Source organism: Luteococcus japonicus (assembly GCF_003752415.1).
Lineage (GTDB): Bacteria > Actinomycetota > Actinomycetes > Propionibacteriales > Propionibacteriaceae > Luteococcus > Luteococcus japonicus.
This window is the reverse complement of sequence record NZ_RKHG01000001.1, coordinates 2,270,249-2,289,352: the sequence shown is the minus strand read 5'-3', so window position 1 is coordinate 2,289,352 and position 19,104 is coordinate 2,270,249. Positions and strand designations below refer to the sequence as shown.

Here is a 19,104-nt window from a genome sequence, read left to right as displayed (position 1 = left end):
GTGATGGGTGGCGGAGGGGACGGGGGTGCTCACGGGAGCATCCAGGACAGGATCGGGGTGGACTGCAGGCCCACCATCAGGCAGATCAGGGCGAGCAGGCCCAGGGAGTAGCCGATGGTCTTTCGCAGGATCAGCGACTCCTTGCCCACCAGTCCGACGGCTGTGGCGACGATGGCGATGTTCTGCGGGCTGACCAGCTTGCCGGCGACGCCGCCGGTGGTGTTGGCCGTGGCCAGCAGGGTCGGGTTGAGGCCGGTCTCGTGACCGACGGTGGCCTGCAGGCCGCAGAACAGGGCATTGGCGGATGTGTCCGAGCCGGTGACCGCGACGCCGATCCAGCCGAGCACCGGGGAGAGGAAGGCGAAGGCAGAGCCCGCGCCGGCAATCCAGGTGCCGATGGTGGTGGTCTGGCCGGACAGGTTCATCACATAGGCCAGGGCGACGACCGAGCCGATGGTCAGCACGGTGAAGCGCAGCTTGTACGCGGTGCTGGTGAACTCCTTGAGCGCGTCGGCGAAGGAGACCTTGTAGATGATGGCGGTCAGGATGCCGACCAGCAGCAGCAGGGTGCCGGCGCCGGAGAGCCACTGGAAGGTGTAGACCGTCGAGCTGTGTACCTTGCCGGCGCCATTGAGCACGTGGCCGTGCAGACCGGGCCAGTTCACGACGACGTCGGTGCTGGTCAGGGCCCGCTTGAGCGGGGCGACGAGGTTGGCGATGGAGAAGACCGCCACCACCAGGATGTAGGGCAGCAGCGCCATGGCGATCCGGTTGCCGGAGATGTGGTCGTCGACGCTGCGGTCCAGCACGATGTTGCCACCCTCTGCCGCGCTCTCGGCGGCCAGCCGCTCCTGGGCCTCTGCGGTGCCCTTGGGCTTCCAGAAGCGCATCAGGATGACACCGGCGGCCATGCCGACCAGGGAGGCGATCACGTCGGTGAGTTCGACGGAGATGTAGTTGGAGGTGATCCACTTGCCGGCTGCGAAGGCGCCGCCGATGGCCAGGGCCGCGGGCCAGACCTGCTTGAGGCCCTTGACTCCGTCGACGATCCACAGCAGCACGAAGGGCACGACCAGGGCGAGGACGGCGGTCTGTCGGCCGGCGATGGCGCCGATCTCCTCGTAGGGGATGCCGGAGACCTTGCCGGCCGTGATGATCGGGATGGCGACGGCGCCGAAGGCGACGGGGGCGGTGTTGGCGACCATGACGGCGATGGCGGCCTTGATCTTGGGGAAGCCGACGGCGAGCAGCATCACGCCGGTGATGGCGACGGGGGCGCCGAAGCCGGCCAGCGCCTCCAGCAGGCCACCGAAGCAGAAGGCCACCAGCAGTGCGGTGACGCGGGGGTCGTCACTGATCAGGTTGAAGGTGGCGCGCAGGTCCTCGAAACGGCCGCTGACGACGGTGATCTGGTAGAACCAGATGGCCATCAGGACGATCCAGACGATGGGGAAGAGGCCGAAGACGAAGCCCTCGGTGGCGCTGAGAGCGGCCAGTCCGACGGGCATCTTGAAGCCGAGCGCGGCGGTGGCCAGCGCGGTGGCGACGGCTGCGAGGCCGGCCACGTGGGCCTTCCACTTGAGCACGCCGAGACCGAGGAAGATCACCAGGAGCGGCAGCAGTGCGACGAGCACCGACAGCCAGATGCTGCCCAGCGGGTAGAGCTCGGGGCGAAATGGGTTCATGGAGGGACTCCGTTGTCCGAGGGTTATTGGTCTTACCTTTTGGTCCTACCATAAGGGCCCACACCCGCCTCGGGAAGGGAATATTTCGGCACTTTTCCTGCACGGAATTGACCCCGCTGGATTCAGTACGCCCACAGTCACCCAGGGAGGGCGAGGTGGGAGACTGGGACCCATGAGCACGTCCGAGCCGGCCCCCATGACGGAACCCGCCACGCAGCGGGCCTTCGAGACCGTCCTGCAACACATCGAGAGCCAGATCCTCGATGGTCACCTGAGCGTCGGCGACCGCCTGCCCGCCGAGCGAGACCTCGCCCTGCAGCTGTCGGTCAGCCGCCCGGCGGTCCGCGAGGCGATCCGCACCCTGGAGGCCCAGGGCGTGCTGGCCAGCCGCGTGGGCAGCGGAGCCCGGTCCGGAACCCACGTGATCAGCGACCGCAGCCAGGCCCTTGGGCGACTGCTGCGCCTGCAGGTGGCGCTCAGCCAGTTCCCGCTCGACGAGGTGGTGGTGGCCCGCATCGCCCTGGAGCGCAGCAGCGCCCAACTGGCGGCCTCCCCCGACGCCGACGGCCCGCAGCTCGACGAGATGGAGTCACTCCTGGAGGCGATGGAGCAGACGCAGAACCTCGACGAGTTCAACAGCCTCGACTCGCGTTTCCACATCGCCATCGCCCGCGCCGGCAACAACACCCTGGTCGGAGACCTGACGCAGGCCGTCCGGGAGAGTCTGCGTGGCCCGATCATGCGCGCCGAACGCTCCCTGGACGACTGGATGGGCTTCCGCTCCCAGCTCTGCGCGGAGCACCAGGCCATTGCCGAGGCGATCCAAGCGGGCGACGCCCCCGCGGCGGCAGACTGCGTCGAGGCCCACATCCGCAATGCCTACGCGATTCTTCCCCTGACCGATCCCACCGGGGAATAATTTATCATTCAACTTAATTGAGGGGGCATGACCACCGAAACCCGCCAGCCCATCCTCTTCCTCAGCCACGGCGCCCCGCCGCTGGCCGATGACGCCACCTGGACGGACCAGCTGCACGAGTGGTCCAAGGACTTCACCCGGCCGAAGAACATCCTGATGATCTCCGCCCACTGGGAGCAGGCCCCCACCACCGTCAGCGGATTCGAGAAGAAGAACCCACTGGTGTACGACTTCTGGGGCTTTCCGCAGCACTACTACACCGTCGAGTACGACTCACCCTTGGCACCGGACCTCGCGATGGACGTCGCCAAGCTGATCGCCACGCCGGACAACCCCATCCAGCACGACCCCCATCGCGGGCTGGACCATGGCGCCTACGTCCCGCTGGTCGAGCTCTTCCCCGAGGCCGACGTCCCGGTGCTGCAGATGAGCCTGCCCACCCTGGACGCACGCCAGCTCTTCGAGATGGGCCGAAAGCTCGGCGAACTGCGTGACCAGGGCACGATGATCGTCGGCTCCGGCTTCACCACGCACAACCTGCAGTGGTTCAACCCGTCAGCCCCCGCCGACGCGACGCCGCCCACCGCGAGCGCCGAATTCGACCACTGGGCCGCCGAGGCCGTGGCCACGGGCGAAATCGACGCGATCCTGGACTTCGAGAACCGGGCACCCGGCGCGAAGATCGCCCACCCCCGCACCGAGCACTGGGCCCCGCTCTACGTCGCACTCGGCGCCGCCGACGCCACCGGGGAACTCACCAACAGCCAGACCGCCGTCGACGGCTTCTGGTACGGCCTGAGCAAGCGCTCGTGGCAGTTCAACTGAGAGGCCAGTTCACCTGGGACGCCAGTTCACCTGAGAGGCCAGTTCACCTGACCCCGGACACACAGACGCTCGGGTTCCCACGATCCGCTCGTGTTGCAACACACGCGGACCGCGGGAACCCGAGCGTCCTTCGGTCTCCCCGGTTCTCCCGCTACTTCGCGGGAGCGGTGACGTCACGCTCCCAGAAGCGAAGCTTGCCGAAGGCCTTCACCGCGGCCTTCGCGTCAGCCAGGTCCACCCAGCCCTTGTCCGGTGCGACGCCCGACGCCACCGCCAGCGGCTTGGCCTCGGGGTTCCACCCGACGAACTTGCAGTTCACGTGCGCCTCGGTGACGAAGTCGCGCGCCTCCGGGAGGTCGGCCAGTTCCTCGGCAGCCTGCTCGGTGACCAGCAGGGCGACGGCGTCGTAGAGCGCCGCCTTGGTGCCCTTGATGAACTGGGCGCCGGGCTGCTGCGAGCCGTCGGAGAGCTTGGCACCCCCGACCGTCGGGGTGATCACGTCCACCATGCCACCGGCACCGATGACCGCATCCACCAGGGCCTTCAGCGCATCGGCATCGGTCTTCTCGCCCACCACCAGGCCCAGCTTTCGGCCCTTGAAGTCCTTCGGCCCGTTCTTCAGGATGCTGAGGGCATCCGAGGCGGGCAGGCCCTTGCGCGGCGCCACGGCCGGCTTGGAGGCCCCGGGGAGCTCCATGCCCAGACCGTCGGCCACCCGCTGGGCCAGCGCCTCGTCGACATTGCGCAGGTTGCCGAGCATCCGGGTGCGGATCTGCGGCACCTCGCACTTGCTCAGCTCGAAGGTGAAGGCCGCGACGATGTGCTGCTGCTCCACCTCGGTCTGCGAGATCCAGAACTGGTGTGCCTGCGAGTAGTGGTCGGCGAAGCTCTCCGCACGCGCCTGGTGCTTGGCGCCGCTGACCTCCTGCTGCTCGAAGCGCAGTCCCAGCTCCTCGCTCTCGCGCGGGCCACGCTCGTCGCCGGTCCACGAGTTCGGCTCATAGCTGGCGCGGCCGGTGTGCAGGTCGGTCTGCATGTGGCCGTCGCGGTGGAAGTTGGCCACCGGGCAGCGCGGCGAGTTCACCGGCAGCTGGGTGAAGTTGGTGGAGCCCAAGCGCTTGAGCTGCGTGTCCAGGTAGCTGAAGTTGCGGCCCTGCAGCAGCGGGTCGTCGCTGAAGTCGATGCCGCGCACGATGTTCTGCGTCATGAAGGCCACCTGCTCGGTCTCGTCGAAGTGGCTGGCGACCGTGCGGTTGAGCGTCATCTTGCCGATGGGGCGGACGGGCACCAGCTCCTCTGGGATCAGCTTGGTCGGGTCCAGCACGTCGAAGTCGAAGGAGTCGGCGAACTCATCGTCGAAGACCTGCACGCCCAGCTCCCACTCCGGAAAGTCCCCGGCCTGGATCGAGTCCCACAGGTCACGACGGTGGAAGTCCGGGTCTGCACCGTTGATGCTCAGCGCCTCCGGCCAGGTCACCGACTGCAGGCCCTGCAGCGGCTTCCAGTGGAACTTCACGAAACGCGCCTCGCCCTTGGCATTGACGAACTTGTAGGAGTGGACGCCGAAGCCCTCCATGAAGCGGAAGGAGCGCGGGATCCCGCGGTCGCTCATGGCCCACAACAGCATGTGGGTGCTCTCCGGCATCAGGCTGACGAAGTCCCAGAAGTTGTCGTGCGCGCTCTGCGCCTGCGGGAAGCCCCGGTCGGGGGCCTCCTTGACGGCGTGCACCAGATCCGGGAACTTGAAGGCGTCCTGGATGAAGAAGACGGGGATGTTGTTGCCCACCAGGTCCCAGTTGCCCTCCTGGGTGTAGAACTTCACCGCGAAGCCGCGCACGTCGCGGGCCAGGTCGAAGGAGCCCTTGTTCCCGGCGACGGTGGAGAAGCGGACGAAGACCTCGGTCTTCTCCCCCGCGCGGGCGAAGATGTCGGCGCAGGTGATGTCCTCGAGGCTCTCATAGGTCTCGAAGACGCCGTGGGCGCCGCTGCCGCGGGCGTGCACCACGCGCTCCGGGATGCGCTCATGGTCGAAGTGGAAGATCTTGTCGCGGAAGACGTGGTCCTGCAGCAGTGCGGGGCCGCGCTTGCCGGCAGTGGCCAGGTTCTGGTTGGTGGCCACCGGCCCACCCTGGCTGGTGGTCAGGCCGTCGTCGCGGCCCTTCGCCTGCTGGTGACGCTCACCGCCGGGCGCGATCGGGTCCTTGGGCAGGACCTCATTGGTGGGGGCGGGCTGTGTGGGGTACTTGGGGTCCCTCTTGCTGGCCAATGCAATTCCTCCTCCGGTTGTCGACGCCGAAGCGCCGAGACATTCGAAATCACTGTGACAAGGCAGATCCCACCCGGGCCACACCCCGACGGGGGCAATGGAGCGGTGTTCGTCATGGGCTGAAGCGGACCATCCATGCGGGCTTGCTCCCGCCGGGCCACTCATGGGCCGCCGCCCCCAAGGCGCGCGGCTTCCTTCGATCCGCTCGTGTTGCAACACACGCGGATCGAAGGAAGCCGAGCGCCTCCTGTGAGTTTGGCAAAGCGCGATGCGGGGAAGACCTCATCCATGAGCTAGTCTGGGCAGGTTGGTCCGCCCAGTCTTGCCGCGGACCCTCGGTGATCGGAGCCCACACTTCCTGGAAGTGCTCCGCTGGCCGCGCCGCACCGCCCCACCTGGGCGGACCAAGCTGAGCGCGCCGTGCAAGACACCGATTTGATTGGTATCTCTTGACTGACAACACCTCTGTGCCCACGTCTGCCCGCGGCTTCGTCGAACTCGGCGTTCCCGGACACCTGGCCACTGCCCTCGAGGCGCGGGGCATCACCAGCCCCACCCCGATCCAGCTCGCAACACTGCCCGACAGCCTCGCCGGCCGCGACGTGCTCGGCCGCGGCCGCACCGGTTCGGGCAAGACCTTCGCCTTCCTGCTGCCCTGCGTCGCCCGGCTGGAGGCCTCCTCCTCTCGTCGGATGGCCAAGAAGCCCCGGGCCCTGATCCTGGCCCCCACCCGTGAGCTGGCCACCCAGATCGAGGAATCCCTCCTCCCCCTGGAGAAGACCAGCGCCCTGAGCAGCCTCACCATCTTCGGTGGAGTAGGCCAGAACCCGCAGGTCCGCACCCTCGCGAAGGGCGTCGACGTGCTGATCGCCTGCCCCGGCCGCCTGCTCGACCTGATGGGCCAGGGCGCCGTCGACCTGTCCGCCGTGGAGATCTGCATCCTCGACGAGGCCGACCACATGGCCGACATGGGCTTCCTCCCCATGGTCAAGCGCATCCTGGACAAGGTGCCCGGCAATGCGCAGAAGATGCTCTTCAGCGCGACCCTGGACAATGGCATCGACGTGCTGGTCAAGCGCTACCTGCACCAGCCCGTCACCCACGAGGCCGATTCCGCCGAGAGCCCCGTCGGCACCATGGACCACCACGTGCTGGAGGTCCACAAGTACGACAAGGCCGGCATCCTCGCCGACCTGGCCGCGGCGCCGGGCAAGACCATCCTGTTCACCCGCACCAAGCACGGCGCCAAGAAGCTCGCCAAGCAGCTGCTGGCACGCGGCATCCCCGCGGTCGACCTGCACGGAAACCTCGCGCAGAATGCCCGCACCCGCAACATGGAGGCCTTCCACTCAGGCCGCGTCGACACCCTCGTCGCCACCGACATCGCCGCCCGTGGCATCCACGTCGACGACGTCGAACTGGTGGTGCACGCGGATCCGCCCACCGAGCACAAGGCCTACCTGCACCGCTCGGGCCGTACCGCCCGCGCCGGCAAGGCCGGAACCGTCGTCACCATGGTGACGCCCGACCAGCGCGGCGAGGTCCGTGGCCTGATGCGGGCCGCCAAGATCCGCCCCACCGTCAGCAATGGCGACCGCGCCACGCTCGACGAGCTGGCCCCCGGCGAGCGCACCTTCCTGTCACCCGCCGATGCCGAGAAGGCCGCCTACCCGCAGAAGACCGAGCAGCAGGCTGCCGGCAACGGCGCTGGCGGCAACGCCGGCGGTGGCCGCAGTCGTGGGGGCAATGGTGGCCGCGGGCGCGGTGGCGCAGGCCGTGGGCAGGGCGGCGACGCCCAGGAATCCAGCGGTTCGCGTCGTGGTGGCCGCGGGCGTGGTGGCGATTCCGCCGACCGCCCCGAGTCCCGTCGTGGCGGCCAGGCCCGCCCCGCCGAGGCCGGCCGCACCGAGGGACGTCGTTCCGGCACCCCCCGTCGCGGGGCCTCCGCGGGCGCCAGTTCTGCCGGCTCCAACGGTGGTGTCGCCGCATTCTCCAGCAGTGCGGGCCGTCGCGGCCGCCGCTGAGCCTTCCACACGCAACCAACGCGCCCAGTCCCCTCGTGGGGCTGGGCGCGTTGGCATTTCCTGCAGGGACCGCCACGGGAATCAACCACTGGTTGCCCAGCGGCATCGACCTCCCGCTGTGGAGGTCCGCCGGGCCACCATCCGGTGGTTGATTCCCGTGGCGCCGTAGACAGGCCATGGGTGGGAGTGGGCGAACCCGCGACTGCTTGGGCTGTTCGGCATGCCCTTCCGCCTCGGCAACCCCTTCGCCCTGTTCGTCTTCCCTGTTCACGATGCTCGCGGGCTTCCCGGCCTGCATGCTGCCGCGGGTGGCCAGTGAGCCGGACGTCGAGTGGCTGCCGATCCTCGGATTCATGCTGTGTTGGGCCCTGGCCTGTCTGGCGATGGCCTGGCTCCTGGCGCCGGCGCTGTCCTCGGCCGGGGCGCGCCTCAGCACCCTTCGCTACGCGGTTCTGGACGCGGTGGCCTTCGGCTTGCTGTGGCTCGGGATGGGCCTGTTGTTGTCCTGTGCCGAGGACGGCCTGCCCGTGCCACGGATCCTGCTGGCGGTGCTGGGTGGTATTGCCTCTTTCGTGCTGGCCTGGCGGCAGCACGACGGCTTCGCCTGGTGGCGACGCAATGCCGCGAGGAGGCGTAGTCACAGCGGCGGACGTGTGGTGGTGACCCAAGGGCAGGTGCTGCAGACCCGGGAGCTGCCCCGCATCCCGCGCGAGATCGCCCTGGTCTCCTACCAACCTGATGGCTGGCAGCCGATGACCATTCGTGTCGCCTCCCAGGCCAGCTCCGGGGTACAGGTACTGGTCACCCATCACCGGGAGGATGCCACCAGGATCCGCGACGTGGTGCCCGGAACCCTCTCCCGATCCGCCCAGCCCAGAAGGTCCCCGGACGGAAAGAGGTGCTCCTCCCCACCGGGGAAGGAGCACCTCTTGGTTGACCTCGACAAGCTCGGCCGTCGGATGTCAGGCCATGGGCCTCAGCGTTCGGCCACCTTGGCCTCGAAGAGATCATCGGACAGGCCGTAGGCGTAGTGCAGGATCTCGACGGGGTGCACGGTGTTCACGCCGGAACCCTTGCGGATCTGCCAACGGCAGGTCTCCGTGTCGCAGGCACCCACACCATGGTCGTGCTTCTTCATGTGCTCGAAGACGGGCTTGCCCACCGCCTGGGCAACCTCGTACTTCTCCTTCTTGAGGCCGTAGGTCCCGGCGATGCCGCAGCACGGCTGGCCGGACTCCTGCACCGTGACCCCGGGAATCAGTTCCAGCAGGTGCATCGCAGGCATGCCCATTCCCTGGCTCTTGACCTGGCAGGGCTGGTGGTACGGGATCTCGATGTCCATCTGGCGGAAGTCCAGCGGCAGCTCACCGGCGTCGGCCAGTTCCAGCAGGAATTCGCTGATGTCACGCGAGCGGGTGCCCACGTCGTGCAGCTCCTCCGCGTCGACGCCCATGATCTCGTGCGCCTCGTGCTTCAGCATGCCGACGCAGGAACCCGACGAGCTGATGATCGTGAGGTCCTTGCCAGCGCTCTGCAACTGACGGCACAGCTTGAGCACGTGCTTGGTGGCCTGCTCGAACAGGCCGTTGGACTGCTCGGCCAGGCCGCAGCAGCCCTGCTTGGGCACCAGTACCTCGTAGCCCAGGAATTCCAGCAGCTCGATGGACTTCTTGCTGGTCTCCACCTCGAAGTAGCTGCCGGCGCAGCCGGTGAAGAAGACCACCGGGCCGCGAGTGGCGGGCGTGGTGCGGGCCGGCCGTTTCCTGAGCCACATCCGCAGGGTCTCGAAGTGTGCCTCCGGCATCGGGGCGTCGCGGTGGACGCCGACGACCTTCTCGATCACCGTGCGCACCGGCTTCATCCCCAGGGCCGCATTCGCGACGGGGGCCAGCGGGCTCATCACCATGCCCTCGAGCGTGGTCTGGGTCATCAGCCGGTCGCGGACCGGCATGTGGTCCTTCTTCATGACGGCCCGGGCCTGCGAGTTCAGCTCGGCGATCTTGACGCCCTGCGGACAGTTCAGCGTGCAGATGCCGCAGCTGGAGCAGTAGTCCAGCGAGTGGTCCACGGACTCACCATTGCGGAAGCGCTCCGCCTGCGGCCCGACGTACTTGGGACCGCTGAACAGGGGCGTCACCTTGGCGACGGGGCAGACGGTCTCGCAGATGGTGCACTTGACGCAGTGGTCCAGGCTGGCGCGGGCCACCTCGTCGGTGGCGTGCTCCATGGCGGCCTTGGCGGCCTCGCGCTGGTTGACCGGCGCGATCAGGACATCGGTGGGTCCGGGTGCCAGCCGGGACAGGTCCTCGACGGGCTTCTGGTCGCTCATCAGTTCTTCTCCTTCACGTCGGCCAGGATCGCGTCCACGGCTCGCATTGCGCTGCCCAGGGCAATTCCCTCGCCCGACTTCTCGGTCCACCGCTGCGCGCCAGACAGGTTGCCGCCGCAGGCGTACAGGTTGGGGTACACGACCGTGTCATCGTCGTCGACGACCCGCATCTGGTCGTCGACGGCCAGGCCGGCCTTGAACAAGGGCTGGTCGCCGCCCCAGTAGTCGCCGTGCACCATGTCCGAGATCTTCCCGCCGCGCACCGGCAGCCCGAAGATCGTCTCGTGCAGTTCGTTGTGACTGTCCAGGGTCAGCGCCCCGGACTCAAAACCGCCCGCGGCAAGCACGAAGGTGTCGGCGGTGTACTCCTGCTCGTGGCCGGTGCCCTTGATGGTGACGCCCTTGACCAAGCCGTCCTCCACGCGGGCACGGATCACCTTGGTGCCGTTGACCAACCGGATGCGTGCCTGCTTCACCAGGTCCAGCAGCGCCGTGTTCTGGCGGAAGCCGGGCACAGAGGGGGGCGGCAGCGGAATCTCGAAGACGGGTGCCCCGACGATCTCCTGGATCTCCTTCCAGGCGGCGGGATCCACGCCAAGCACCGCGGGCAGGCCGACGCTCTCGCCCTCACGCACCAGCGGCTTCACGAGCTCGGCGAAGCGGCGACGGGTTGCCGGGTCGTCCAGCGCACGGGCCATGGTCAGGCCGCTGGGATCGTTCTCCCCGTCGCGGGCCTGGAAACTGATGTGCTCGGAGCGCGCCTCGACGCGGCCACCACCGGGCAGGTCCGTGCGGGCCAGGTTCTCGGCGACCAACTGCGGGTAGAAGTCCTTCAGCTCGCGGATGCCGACGATGACGAACTTCTTGCCCGCCTCGCAGGCGCCGGCCACCATCGATGGGGGCACCAGGGCCGTGGGGCGCATGGCGCCGACGGCCGTCGGGTAGAGGGCATTGCGGTGCATGTCCCCATTGAGCTGGTCGGTGCCCAGCGTGTCCACCAGCCAGCGCACGCCCTGCTCGACGTCCTGGCTGGTGATCTTCGCGTAGGGGTGCTCCGGGTGCTCGCGGCCGTGCTCCTCCAGCGCCTGCACGGGGTTCGCCACGCGCTCGGGGGCATAGCCGAGGATGTCGATGGTGCCCTGGCCCAGCTGAAGGCCACCCAGGCCCTTGGTGAGCAGGGTGACGCTCTTGCCCTGCTGGCGCAGGCGCAGGGCCGCGGTCAGGCCGGCGAGGCCCGCTCCGATGACGATGACGTCGCTCACTTCGCGACCTCGCTCTCGTTCGTGGCCTCGACAAGCTCGGCCGTCGGGTTGGTGGCGTCAGCCTTCGGGATCGTGGACTCGGGCGGCGTGGCCTCGTCCCCGTCGTGCGCCGATCCCTCGGCGGTGCCGACGTCGTCGGTCTGGTCCTCGGGGTCCGGCTGGGTGTGTGGGACGGCGTACTGGTTCTGTCCCTCCCCTGGGATCAGCGGCCCGCTGCCCGACAGCGGCAGGTGCTCGATGTCCAGGGTTCCCTTGAAGATCCAGTTGTCCAGCGCGGTCTGGCGCACCTGGTCCCCGTAGAGGATGGGCCACAGGCCGGTCCACCGGTTCTTGAGGAAGAGTCGCAGCTGCTCGGTGGCGCGGTCGACGTCGCAATGTCCGGTCTCCAGGGAGATGCCGGCGGCGCGGGTGGAGCAGAAGCCGCCCTGGCAGGGGCCCATGCCGAGCCGGAGCTGACGGCGCAGGTCGTCGAAGGTGGCATCCGGGTGCTGCTCCATCAGGTCCGTCAGCTGGCGGCGGCTCATCAGCTCGCACTCGCAGATGATCTGGTCGTCAAGACGGTCCTTCTCGCGCTCCTCCAGCCGGTGGGTGACGAGGTAGTTCTTGCCGCTCTCGCTGCCGGGCACGGTCTCGGTCTCGGTGGTGCAGGGGCGGTCGTCGCCGAGCTGCTCGCACATCACGTCGACGATGTTCTTCGCCATCAGGCGATAGGTGGTCAGCTTGCCGCCGCTGATGGTGAGCAGGCCCTTGAGGCCGTCGCGGGACTCGTGGTCGATGACACTCATGCCGCGGCTCATGTGGCGGGTGTCGGTGAGGGCGACGCGGGAGTCCTTCACCAACGGACGGGCGCCACTCCATGCGTGGACGGCGCGGGCCTGTCGGAAGCCGGGTACCAGGGCCTCGCCCGAGTCGAGCATCTGCTGCACCTCGTCGCGGGGGATGGCGAGCTTGTCCGGATCGTCCACCTTCACGTCGGTGGTGCCGATGATGCACACGGTGTGCACCGGGACCAGGATGTCGCCGTCGGCGGGGTGGATGCACCGGTTGACCACCTGGTTCACCAGGCGGTGGTTCATGGCGATCATGATCCCGCGGCCGGGGACGACGTCGACGCCCGAGCAGTCCGCCATGCCGGCGATCTGCCCGGCCCACGGGCCACCGGCATTGATCACGAAGCGGGTGTCGATCCTGACCTCGTCATTGGTCTTCATGTTGGTGCAGACCACGCCGGTCACCTGCTCACCGTCGCGGGTGATCTTCGTGACGGAGTGGTAGGGCAGTACCTTGGCGCCGTGGTCCATGGCGCTCTTCGCAGCGCCCCAGACCATCTGCCAGCCGTCGACGGTGCCGTCCTGCACGGCGAAGGCGCGCTTGATCCCCGGGTTGAGGCGCGGTTCGCGACGCAGTGCTTCGGCAACACTGATCTCCTCGCACGGGACGCCGGTGGCCAGGGCAGCGGCGCCGAACTTGTCGGCGTGCTCCTCGGTGTCCTCGGGGGTGACGACGAACAGGCCGCCGGTGGCCTCGACGGCGCCGGCGTGGATCCGGGTGATGATCGCGTTCTCCTGCGCGCACTCGGTGGCCGAGTGCGGATCACTGACCACATAGCGGCCGCCGGAGTGCAGCAGGCCGTGGTAGCGGCCCGTCGTGCCCTGACCGAGGTCCGCACGATCCACGAGCACGGCGGTGTAGCCGCGCATTGCCACGTCTCGCACGACGCCCGCGCCGGTGGCACCGCCACCGACCACGACCACGTCGGCCTGCATTGTCCTCATGGAGTTGCTCCCGTCGACCACGGGCGGGGTGCTCTGGACCGGCTCCCTCGCCTCGGGCTTCAGCCTAGGGACCGGTCCGACAGATTTCACCAGTGGGGCGGATCTCAGGCCGACGTGCACTCGGTGCATCCCGCCCTGCACGGACGTTCACGATCGCGAGCATACGTGCACCGACGGGAAGGTGCGGCCGACGAAAGTGTCAAGACCATCTCGATTCGACCCCCGCCCCTTGCATTGTCAGACCCGCCGGATTGAATGGAGTCATGGCAACCCCCAGCACGCCCGAACACCTCACCTCGGCCATCAACCTGCGCCTCGCACTGCTCGGCCTCCCGCAGGCCGGCTCCGGCTCCGGGCATGACGAGGACCTCGTCGCGCCCATCATCGCCCGCCACCGCGAGGTCTCCCGACGCCTGGGCGAGCGGCTGTGCGCCGCGGACCTGCGCATCCAGAAATTCTTGGACGACTACCTGGCCAACTCCGGCACCTCGCCCCAGTTGCCGCACCACACGCTGGTGCTCGACACCCCGGGGATGGCTCGCGCGCTGAGCCTGCCGCAGGGCGGCGACGAGTTCCACTCCGAACTGCTCAGCTCCTACCGGCTCGCCAATGGCGTACTGCACAACCCTGCCAATGACCGTCGCACCACCGCCGGCGTCTTCCACATCGCAGAGGGCGGCCTGCCCATCCAGGACGACAAGCTGGCCGTGCCGGTTGAGGTCTTCGGCCGCCTCGTCGAACTGGCGCTGCAGCCTCCGCAGGAGGCACTCGAGCTTCCCTACACCGCCAACCAGGAACAGCAGGCAGGGTGCTTCGTCTCCCTGCTGATGCGTCCCCTGGTTGTTCCCGCCGTCCCCGGCTTCACCCGCGAGCGCACCATGGAGGTCCGCTTCATCGTGCCCGGTGGCCTGGTGGCCAACCTCGACTTCGTCGAGGGCATCTTCGGCAATGCCGGGGACCCGCACCTCCCGGAGAACGACGCCTCGCTGGACCCGGAGGGCTGGACCGGCACCACCGGCGCCGTCATCCTGGCGCCGCACCTGACCAAGGTCACCAAGAAGTCCCTGGGCCTGCCGCACGCCGACCAGGCCACCGAGCGCCAGAAGCGCGACGGGATGTGCTGGTCCTCCGAGGACGAGCTCTACAACGGTGGTCAGGCCTTCAAGGTCTGTGCCCGCGACGAGCGCGGCGTGATCGTCACCGTCATCGCTGACAACTACTTCGGCTACTGCAAGAAGGAGGTCAAGACGCAGATCTCCTACTCCGCCAACCTCTTCGGCCTGGCCGAGGAGGAGCACTCCGGCGGCGCCGTGGCCTTCCCCGCCTACAACCTGGGCCAGGAGTGGCAGGACACCTACACGCCCGACGACTATTCCGTCGCCGACGTGGTGGCCCGCAACCCGGAGCGCTTCGAGCTGCAGCCGGAGGGCCACGCGATCGACCTGGAGCAAGACCACCTGGTCGTCGTGCCGGGCAAGGCCTTCTACTCCATGCGCACCCAGCAGGTGAGCTGGACCAATCCCGATGGTTCCCAAGGTGTCACCCGGCTGCTGGCGGGCAAGACCTACCTGGCGCCCAATGGCTACCACGTGCACGCCAAGCCCCGCGACGCGGACCCCACGCAGTGGCACCTGATCGGCACCTCGCCGCACTCGACGCAGTGCCACAAGCCCGCAACGGTCTCCGGCGGCGGCAAGAGCGAGATCAGCAAGAGCCTGCTGGACGCCTTCGTCTTCGGCAGTGCCTACGCCGCGGACTTCGACGCGGACATGGACCAGGTGCAGGCCCTGCTGGAGCACGACTACTCGGACCGCTTCCGGGATCCTGCGGCCCACGACGAGCGTCCCCTTCTCTCCCCGGAACGCTCGCTCGGTTCGGTGATCAAGCTGCTGACCCCGCGCGAGGAGTTCACCGACGCGTACAACGAGTGGCTGGGCACCATTCCTGCGCACATCAGCGAACTGGTCTTCACCGTCAAGCGGTACTTCAAGCCCGAATGGGGCGATGACTGGCGCAGCCACTTCACCGTCGGCATCACCAATGGGCGCAAGGGCAACTCCGTGCGCCTCGACGGCGAGAAGATCATGGTCAACATGTTGCGCGTCGGCTTCGAGGCCGACGGCTCGTGGCGGCTGTTCAGCCTGCGCCCGGACTTCTCGCCCGCCGCGAAGGTGCAGACGGAGGACGACATCACCGCTTCGATCGTCGTACCTCCGGAGGGGGACACCACGGATCCGGTGAGCGCCAAGTACGTGAAGAACTGCGAGCAGCTGCTCTTCCAGCGCCCCGACGACGCCATCCACCGCGGCTATGACAAGCAGACGGAGAAGGACATGGCGGGCGACGACTCGTTCATCTCCAACTTCCACCCGCTGACCCGCGAGGAAGCCCGGGAACTGGTGGCCGACGCCCCCGGCATGAGCCTGTTCACCGAGCCGATGCGGGAGCGGATCACTCGCTTCGCCGAAGGTGCCGATGACGAGCACCCGCTCTTCCTGGCCGTCAGCTCCGAGCCACGCAAGGTGGGTGAGGGCAAGCGGTCCAAGAATCCCCGCTACCTGCAGAAGCGCCCGGACCTGATGAATCCGGAGGCCACCGCGTCCGCCGAGGTCGCCTCCCACCTGCTGCGCAAGGAACCGCTGGGCAAGGCCATCCGGATGCCCGTCGACGTGGTGGCGGCGGGACGCCGCAACAATGCCGCGGAACCGGGCGTGCCCCCACTGTGTGCCTACAACCCCTTGCACTACATGGAACTGCCGGAACTGTTCATGGAGTTCATCAGCTCGATGACCGGCAAGTCGCCCTCGACGACGGGTGCGGGCAGCGAGGGGGCCATGACCAAGGCACCGTTCAACGCGATGCCGTCGGTGATCGACCTGAACGCCGCGCTGCTGAGCTTCGCCCTGACCGAGACCGACGGGTGGCTGTCCTCGGCCGGCACCATCGGCCCCAAGGTGCGGGTGGACCATGACATCTCGCTGTTGATCCCGGAGATCTTCAGCCGGATGTGGCCCGAGGAGCGCAAGGCGTCGACGCTCGTGGCCGACGGATACCTGGACAGGATCGACGACTTCGAGCACAACGGCCACACCGTCCAGGCCAGCCGTCTGGGTTACCGGATGAACCAGAACTTCGCGACGACCTACTTCGGACGGATCTTCCTGCACCCCGACGTGGTCTTCACCGAGGAGATGCTCAAGCCGGAGCTGCAGGACCTGGACATCTTCGCGGAAAGTGTCGACGTGATCGTCACCACCCACCAGCGCGTGGCCCAGACCTACATCACCGACGGCACCATCGAGCTGGCCATCCCGCCGCTGCGGGCCCTGCTGGAGATCATGGCGAATGGCTCCTCCGCCAAGGGGTGGACCGTGGACTCCCCCGAGTTCCGGGCACTGTTCGGCCGCCAGGCGATCCTGGATTCCGGGTGGTATGCCCAGCGGCTCGCCGCCAAGCAGTCGGCCGACATCGCGCTGCTGAAGCACGGCGTCGCGGACCTGTCTCCCTTCGTCAAGAACCAGGGCAATGCCAACCCCGTGGAGCGCCTGTCCTTGATGCAGCGGCTGGACGCGCTCCAGGGGGAGCTGACACGGGTTCAGAGCCCCGGCTATCTTCAGTCGCTCAACGGAACCTTGGGCCGCCAGGTGAATTTCGGCTGACCATACGGTCGTGGTTTGGCACGAATGTTTGCTCCGCACCCCTTGGGGTGGAGCAAATTCGTGCCCGAAAGCTCTGTAACCCAGATCGAAATACCTTGTGAAATGCTATTCGGCGGCACAATTGCCAGGATGACCAATGTTGGGTGTTTATCTGACGCGACGATCCCAACCTGTCACCATCGACTAATGGAGAGCTTCGGGGAGGCATTGCGAACCCTGCGCAAGGACGCCGGGATGCGCCAGGTGGACCTGGTGGAAGCCCTCGGCAATGTGATTGCACGCTCCACCCTGGCCAATGTCGAAGTGGGACGCGAGCGGCCGTCGGCTCGCCTGTGGAACAAGGTCCGGTGCACCTTTCCGGAGTGGACCGACACGCTTGAGCCCCTGTTCCCTTCCCGCTCACGTGTCGACGAGGCCTTCGAGCTCTCCGACCCCTTCGAGACCGTCGAGGCGAACTACGCCTACATATTCCGAGAGCACCCTTCTCCCGAGGAGATCGTGCAGGTCCGTCGGGTGCGGGCGACCCGCGATGGCGCAGCCGAGTACGGGTTGAAGATCACCAGCGAGCGGACCGAGTTCGGGCTGGACAGCGAACCGCTCTTCGGCGGCTGGATCCACCGCGACGAACACCACATCGACGAGCGCCGCAGCCTCTACCTGACACGCTTCCACTTCGACCGCCCGCTCAAGACTGGCGAGGAACACGAGTTCGGCCTGCGCTCCTGGGTGGCCCAAGGGGACCCCGGCCGCTCCGCCCGGGTCACCTTCACCCTGCCCACCGAGCGGGCACGCATCACCTTGAACTTCCTGGGCCGTCGGCTTCCCCGCTCCGTGTGGAGTTTTGGCCCCCTGCCGGACCCGATGCTGGTGCCCGCCGAGGGGCTGGGATGCTCGGAGGTCAAGGCGCTGGACCACGGCATCTACTGCCTCAACCTGCACAATCCCAAGCCCTCGCAGTGCTACGGAATGGGCTGGGCCTGGTAGTTTCTGTTCACTGTGAACTTTGCCATCTAGACGGTATGGGTGACCCCGATTCAGGGGTGAGAGCTCTGGCAGGCCGGGGCCTCGCCGCGCAACGATTCGTGGGTTGCCGGACAGGGTGGGCCTGTCTGGCCTTTCCGACATACGTGGGAGGCCCCGGTTGTTTACCGAGCGTACGAGTGTTGGTCTGGATGTGCATGCCCGCTCCGTGGTGGCGCATGCGATGGACGTCCAGACCGGCGAGATCTTCAAAGCCCGACTCTGCCCCGACCCTGTGGAAGTGACGGCCTGGATCAAGGCCCTGCCCGGCCCGGCCGCGGCGATCTATGAGGCTGGCCCGACCGGTTACGGTCTGGCCCGGACCCTGCTGGGCAATGACATCCGAACGGTGGTCGCCGCGCCGTCCAAGCTCCAGAGGCCAGCCGGATCGAGGGTGAAGACTGATGCGATCGACGCTGAACACCTCTCGATGCTGCTCCGGCTGGACGCGTTCACTGCGGTCGCGGTTCCTGATGAGCTGACCGAGGCTGCTCGTGACCTGGTGAGGACCCGCGAGGACTGCCGTAGTGACTTGATGCGTGCCAGGCATCGGTTGTCGAAGCTGCTGCTGCGTCACGGGATCGTCTATTCGGGCGGGCAGACCTGGAGCAACGCGCATGACGCCTGGCTCAAACGCCAGCACTTCGACTCGCCCTTGGTCCAGGCCGCCTTCGATGAGGCCTACGACAGTGTTGTCACGATCACGGCGCGCCGTGATCGTCTCGACGAGCGCATCACCGCCATGGCTGCCGACAGTCCTTGGACCAACACCATCCACCGGCTCGGCTGTCTGCGGGGGATCTCGACGCTGACAGGGTTCGGTCTGGCGGTCGAGATCGGCGACTGGACCCGGTTCACCGGGAACTCCATCGGATCTTTCGTCGGCCTCGTCCCGTCCGAGAACTCATCCGGCCAGTCACGCTCACTCGGTCCGATCACGAAGACCGGCAACGGTCATGCCCGGCGGCTGCTGGTCGAGGCCGCTTGGCACCACCAGCACCGCTACGTTCCCGGCAAGACGATCCGTGACCGTTGGGATCTTGCGTCCCCGGCTGCCCGGGCCCGCGGTGACCTGGGCAACCGGCGGTTGAACCATCGCTGGAACCAGTTCAAAGCCCGCAAGAAGGCCAACAACATCGCCAACGCCGCGATCGCCCGCGAACTCGCCGGGTGGTGCTGGTCCCTCGCCGTCCTCGACGACTGACGTCGAGGCCCACAAACTTGACCTGAAGACCGGCCGGTCATGGGGTGACGCAGCGACCGGAACGACCCGCGAAACACCTATGAGCAGCCGCCCTGACCGGCGGCGACGCTCGATCCTAGACACGCGTGACGTTCCG

At 67.6% G+C, this 19,104-nt stretch carries 11 protein-coding genes and 1 pseudogene; 7 read left to right on the top strand and 5 right to left on the bottom strand.

Going from position 1 to position 19,104, the window contains the following annotated elements; all coding sequences use genetic code 11:
• Window positions 1–29 precede the first annotated feature (29 nt).
• Window positions 30–1,685 carry an L-lactate permease gene (locus EDD41_RS10920; RefSeq protein ID WP_123575924.1) on the bottom strand — a complete coding sequence of 552 codons (1,656 nt, stop codon included), beginning with the start codon at window positions 1,683–1,685 and terminating at the stop codon, window positions 30–32.
• Between the two features lie 172 nt (window positions 1,686–1,857).
• Here EDD41_RS10920 and EDD41_RS10915 point away from each other — a divergent pair, with 172 nt between their 5' ends.
• Complete coding sequence (locus EDD41_RS10915) at window positions 1,858–2,604, top strand: FadR/GntR family transcriptional regulator (RefSeq protein ID WP_123575923.1); 747 nt, start codon at window positions 1,858–1,860, stop codon at window positions 2,602–2,604.
• A 27-nt stretch (window positions 2,605–2,631) separates the two neighbouring features.
• Window positions 2,632–3,429 carry a dioxygenase family protein gene (locus tag EDD41_RS10910; protein WP_123575922.1) on the top strand — a complete coding sequence of 266 codons (798 nt, stop codon included), beginning with the start codon at window positions 2,632–2,634 and terminating at the stop codon, window positions 3,427–3,429.
• 151 nt (window positions 3,430–3,580) lie between these two features.
• Here the strand turns inward: EDD41_RS10910 and EDD41_RS10905 are convergent, their stop codons facing one another.
• On the bottom strand, window positions 3,581–5,695 hold the full coding sequence (locus EDD41_RS10905; RefSeq protein WP_281273132.1) for a catalase: 2,115 nt from the start codon (window positions 5,693–5,695) through the stop codon (window positions 3,581–3,583).
• Between the two features lie 467 nt (window positions 5,696–6,162).
• On the opposite strand from EDD41_RS10905, the gene EDD41_RS10900 reads away from it, so the two are divergent.
• Together EDD41_RS10900 and EDD41_RS10895 are read left to right on the top strand one after the other, a co-directional pair.
• On the top strand, window positions 6,163–7,719 hold the full coding sequence (locus tag EDD41_RS10900) for a DEAD/DEAH box helicase (RefSeq protein WP_123575920.1): 1,557 nt from the start codon (window positions 6,163–6,165) through the stop codon (window positions 7,717–7,719).
• Between the two features lie 272 nt (window positions 7,720–7,991).
• Window positions 7,992–8,744 (top strand): hypothetical protein, encoded by a 753-nt coding sequence (locus tag EDD41_RS10895; RefSeq protein ID WP_148060535.1) that lies wholly within the window; start codon window positions 7,992–7,994, stop codon window positions 8,742–8,744.
• Here the strand turns inward: EDD41_RS10895 and EDD41_RS10890 are convergent.
• From EDD41_RS10890 to glpA, 3 genes and pseudogenes are all read right to left on the bottom strand, one after another.
• Complete coding sequence (locus EDD41_RS10890; RefSeq protein ID WP_094763552.1) at window positions 8,696–9,946, bottom strand: anaerobic glycerol-3-phosphate dehydrogenase subunit C; 1,251 nt, start codon at window positions 9,944–9,946, stop codon at window positions 8,696–8,698. The two genes, EDD41_RS10895 and EDD41_RS10890, sit on opposite strands and share 49 nt — an antisense overlap.
• Window positions 9,947–10,047: 101 nt before the next feature.
• Window positions 10,048–11,310, bottom strand: coding sequence for a glycerol-3-phosphate dehydrogenase subunit GlpB (glpB, locus tag EDD41_RS10885; RefSeq protein ID WP_123575918.1), 1,263 nt, complete (start codon window positions 11,308–11,310; stop codon window positions 10,048–10,050).
• 224 nt (window positions 11,311–11,534) lie between these two features.
• A pseudogene (glpA, locus tag EDD41_RS10880) lies at window positions 11,535–13,085 on the bottom strand (anaerobic glycerol-3-phosphate dehydrogenase subunit GlpA); the annotation flags it as partial.
• Window positions 13,086–13,348: 263 nt separating this feature from the next.
• Between glpA and EDD41_RS10875 the strand changes: the two are divergent.
• From EDD41_RS10875 to EDD41_RS10865, 3 genes are all read left to right on the top strand, one after another.
• The gene (locus tag EDD41_RS10875) at window positions 13,349–16,744 is read left to right on the top strand and encodes a PPi-type phosphoenolpyruvate carboxykinase family protein (RefSeq protein WP_123575917.1); all 3,396 of its coding nucleotides are present in this window, start codon (window positions 13,349–13,351) and stop codon (window positions 16,742–16,744) included.
• 186 nt (window positions 16,745–16,930) lie between these two features.
• On the top strand, window positions 16,931–17,728 hold the full coding sequence (locus tag EDD41_RS10870) for a helix-turn-helix domain-containing protein (RefSeq protein WP_170165338.1): 798 nt from the start codon (window positions 16,931–16,933) through the stop codon (window positions 17,726–17,728).
• Window positions 17,729–17,885: 157 nt separating this feature from the next.
• Window positions 17,886–18,968 (top strand): IS110 family RNA-guided transposase, encoded by a 1,083-nt coding sequence (locus EDD41_RS10865; protein WP_123574949.1) that lies wholly within the window; start codon window positions 17,886–17,888, stop codon window positions 18,966–18,968.
• Window positions 18,969–19,104 lie beyond the last annotated feature (136 nt).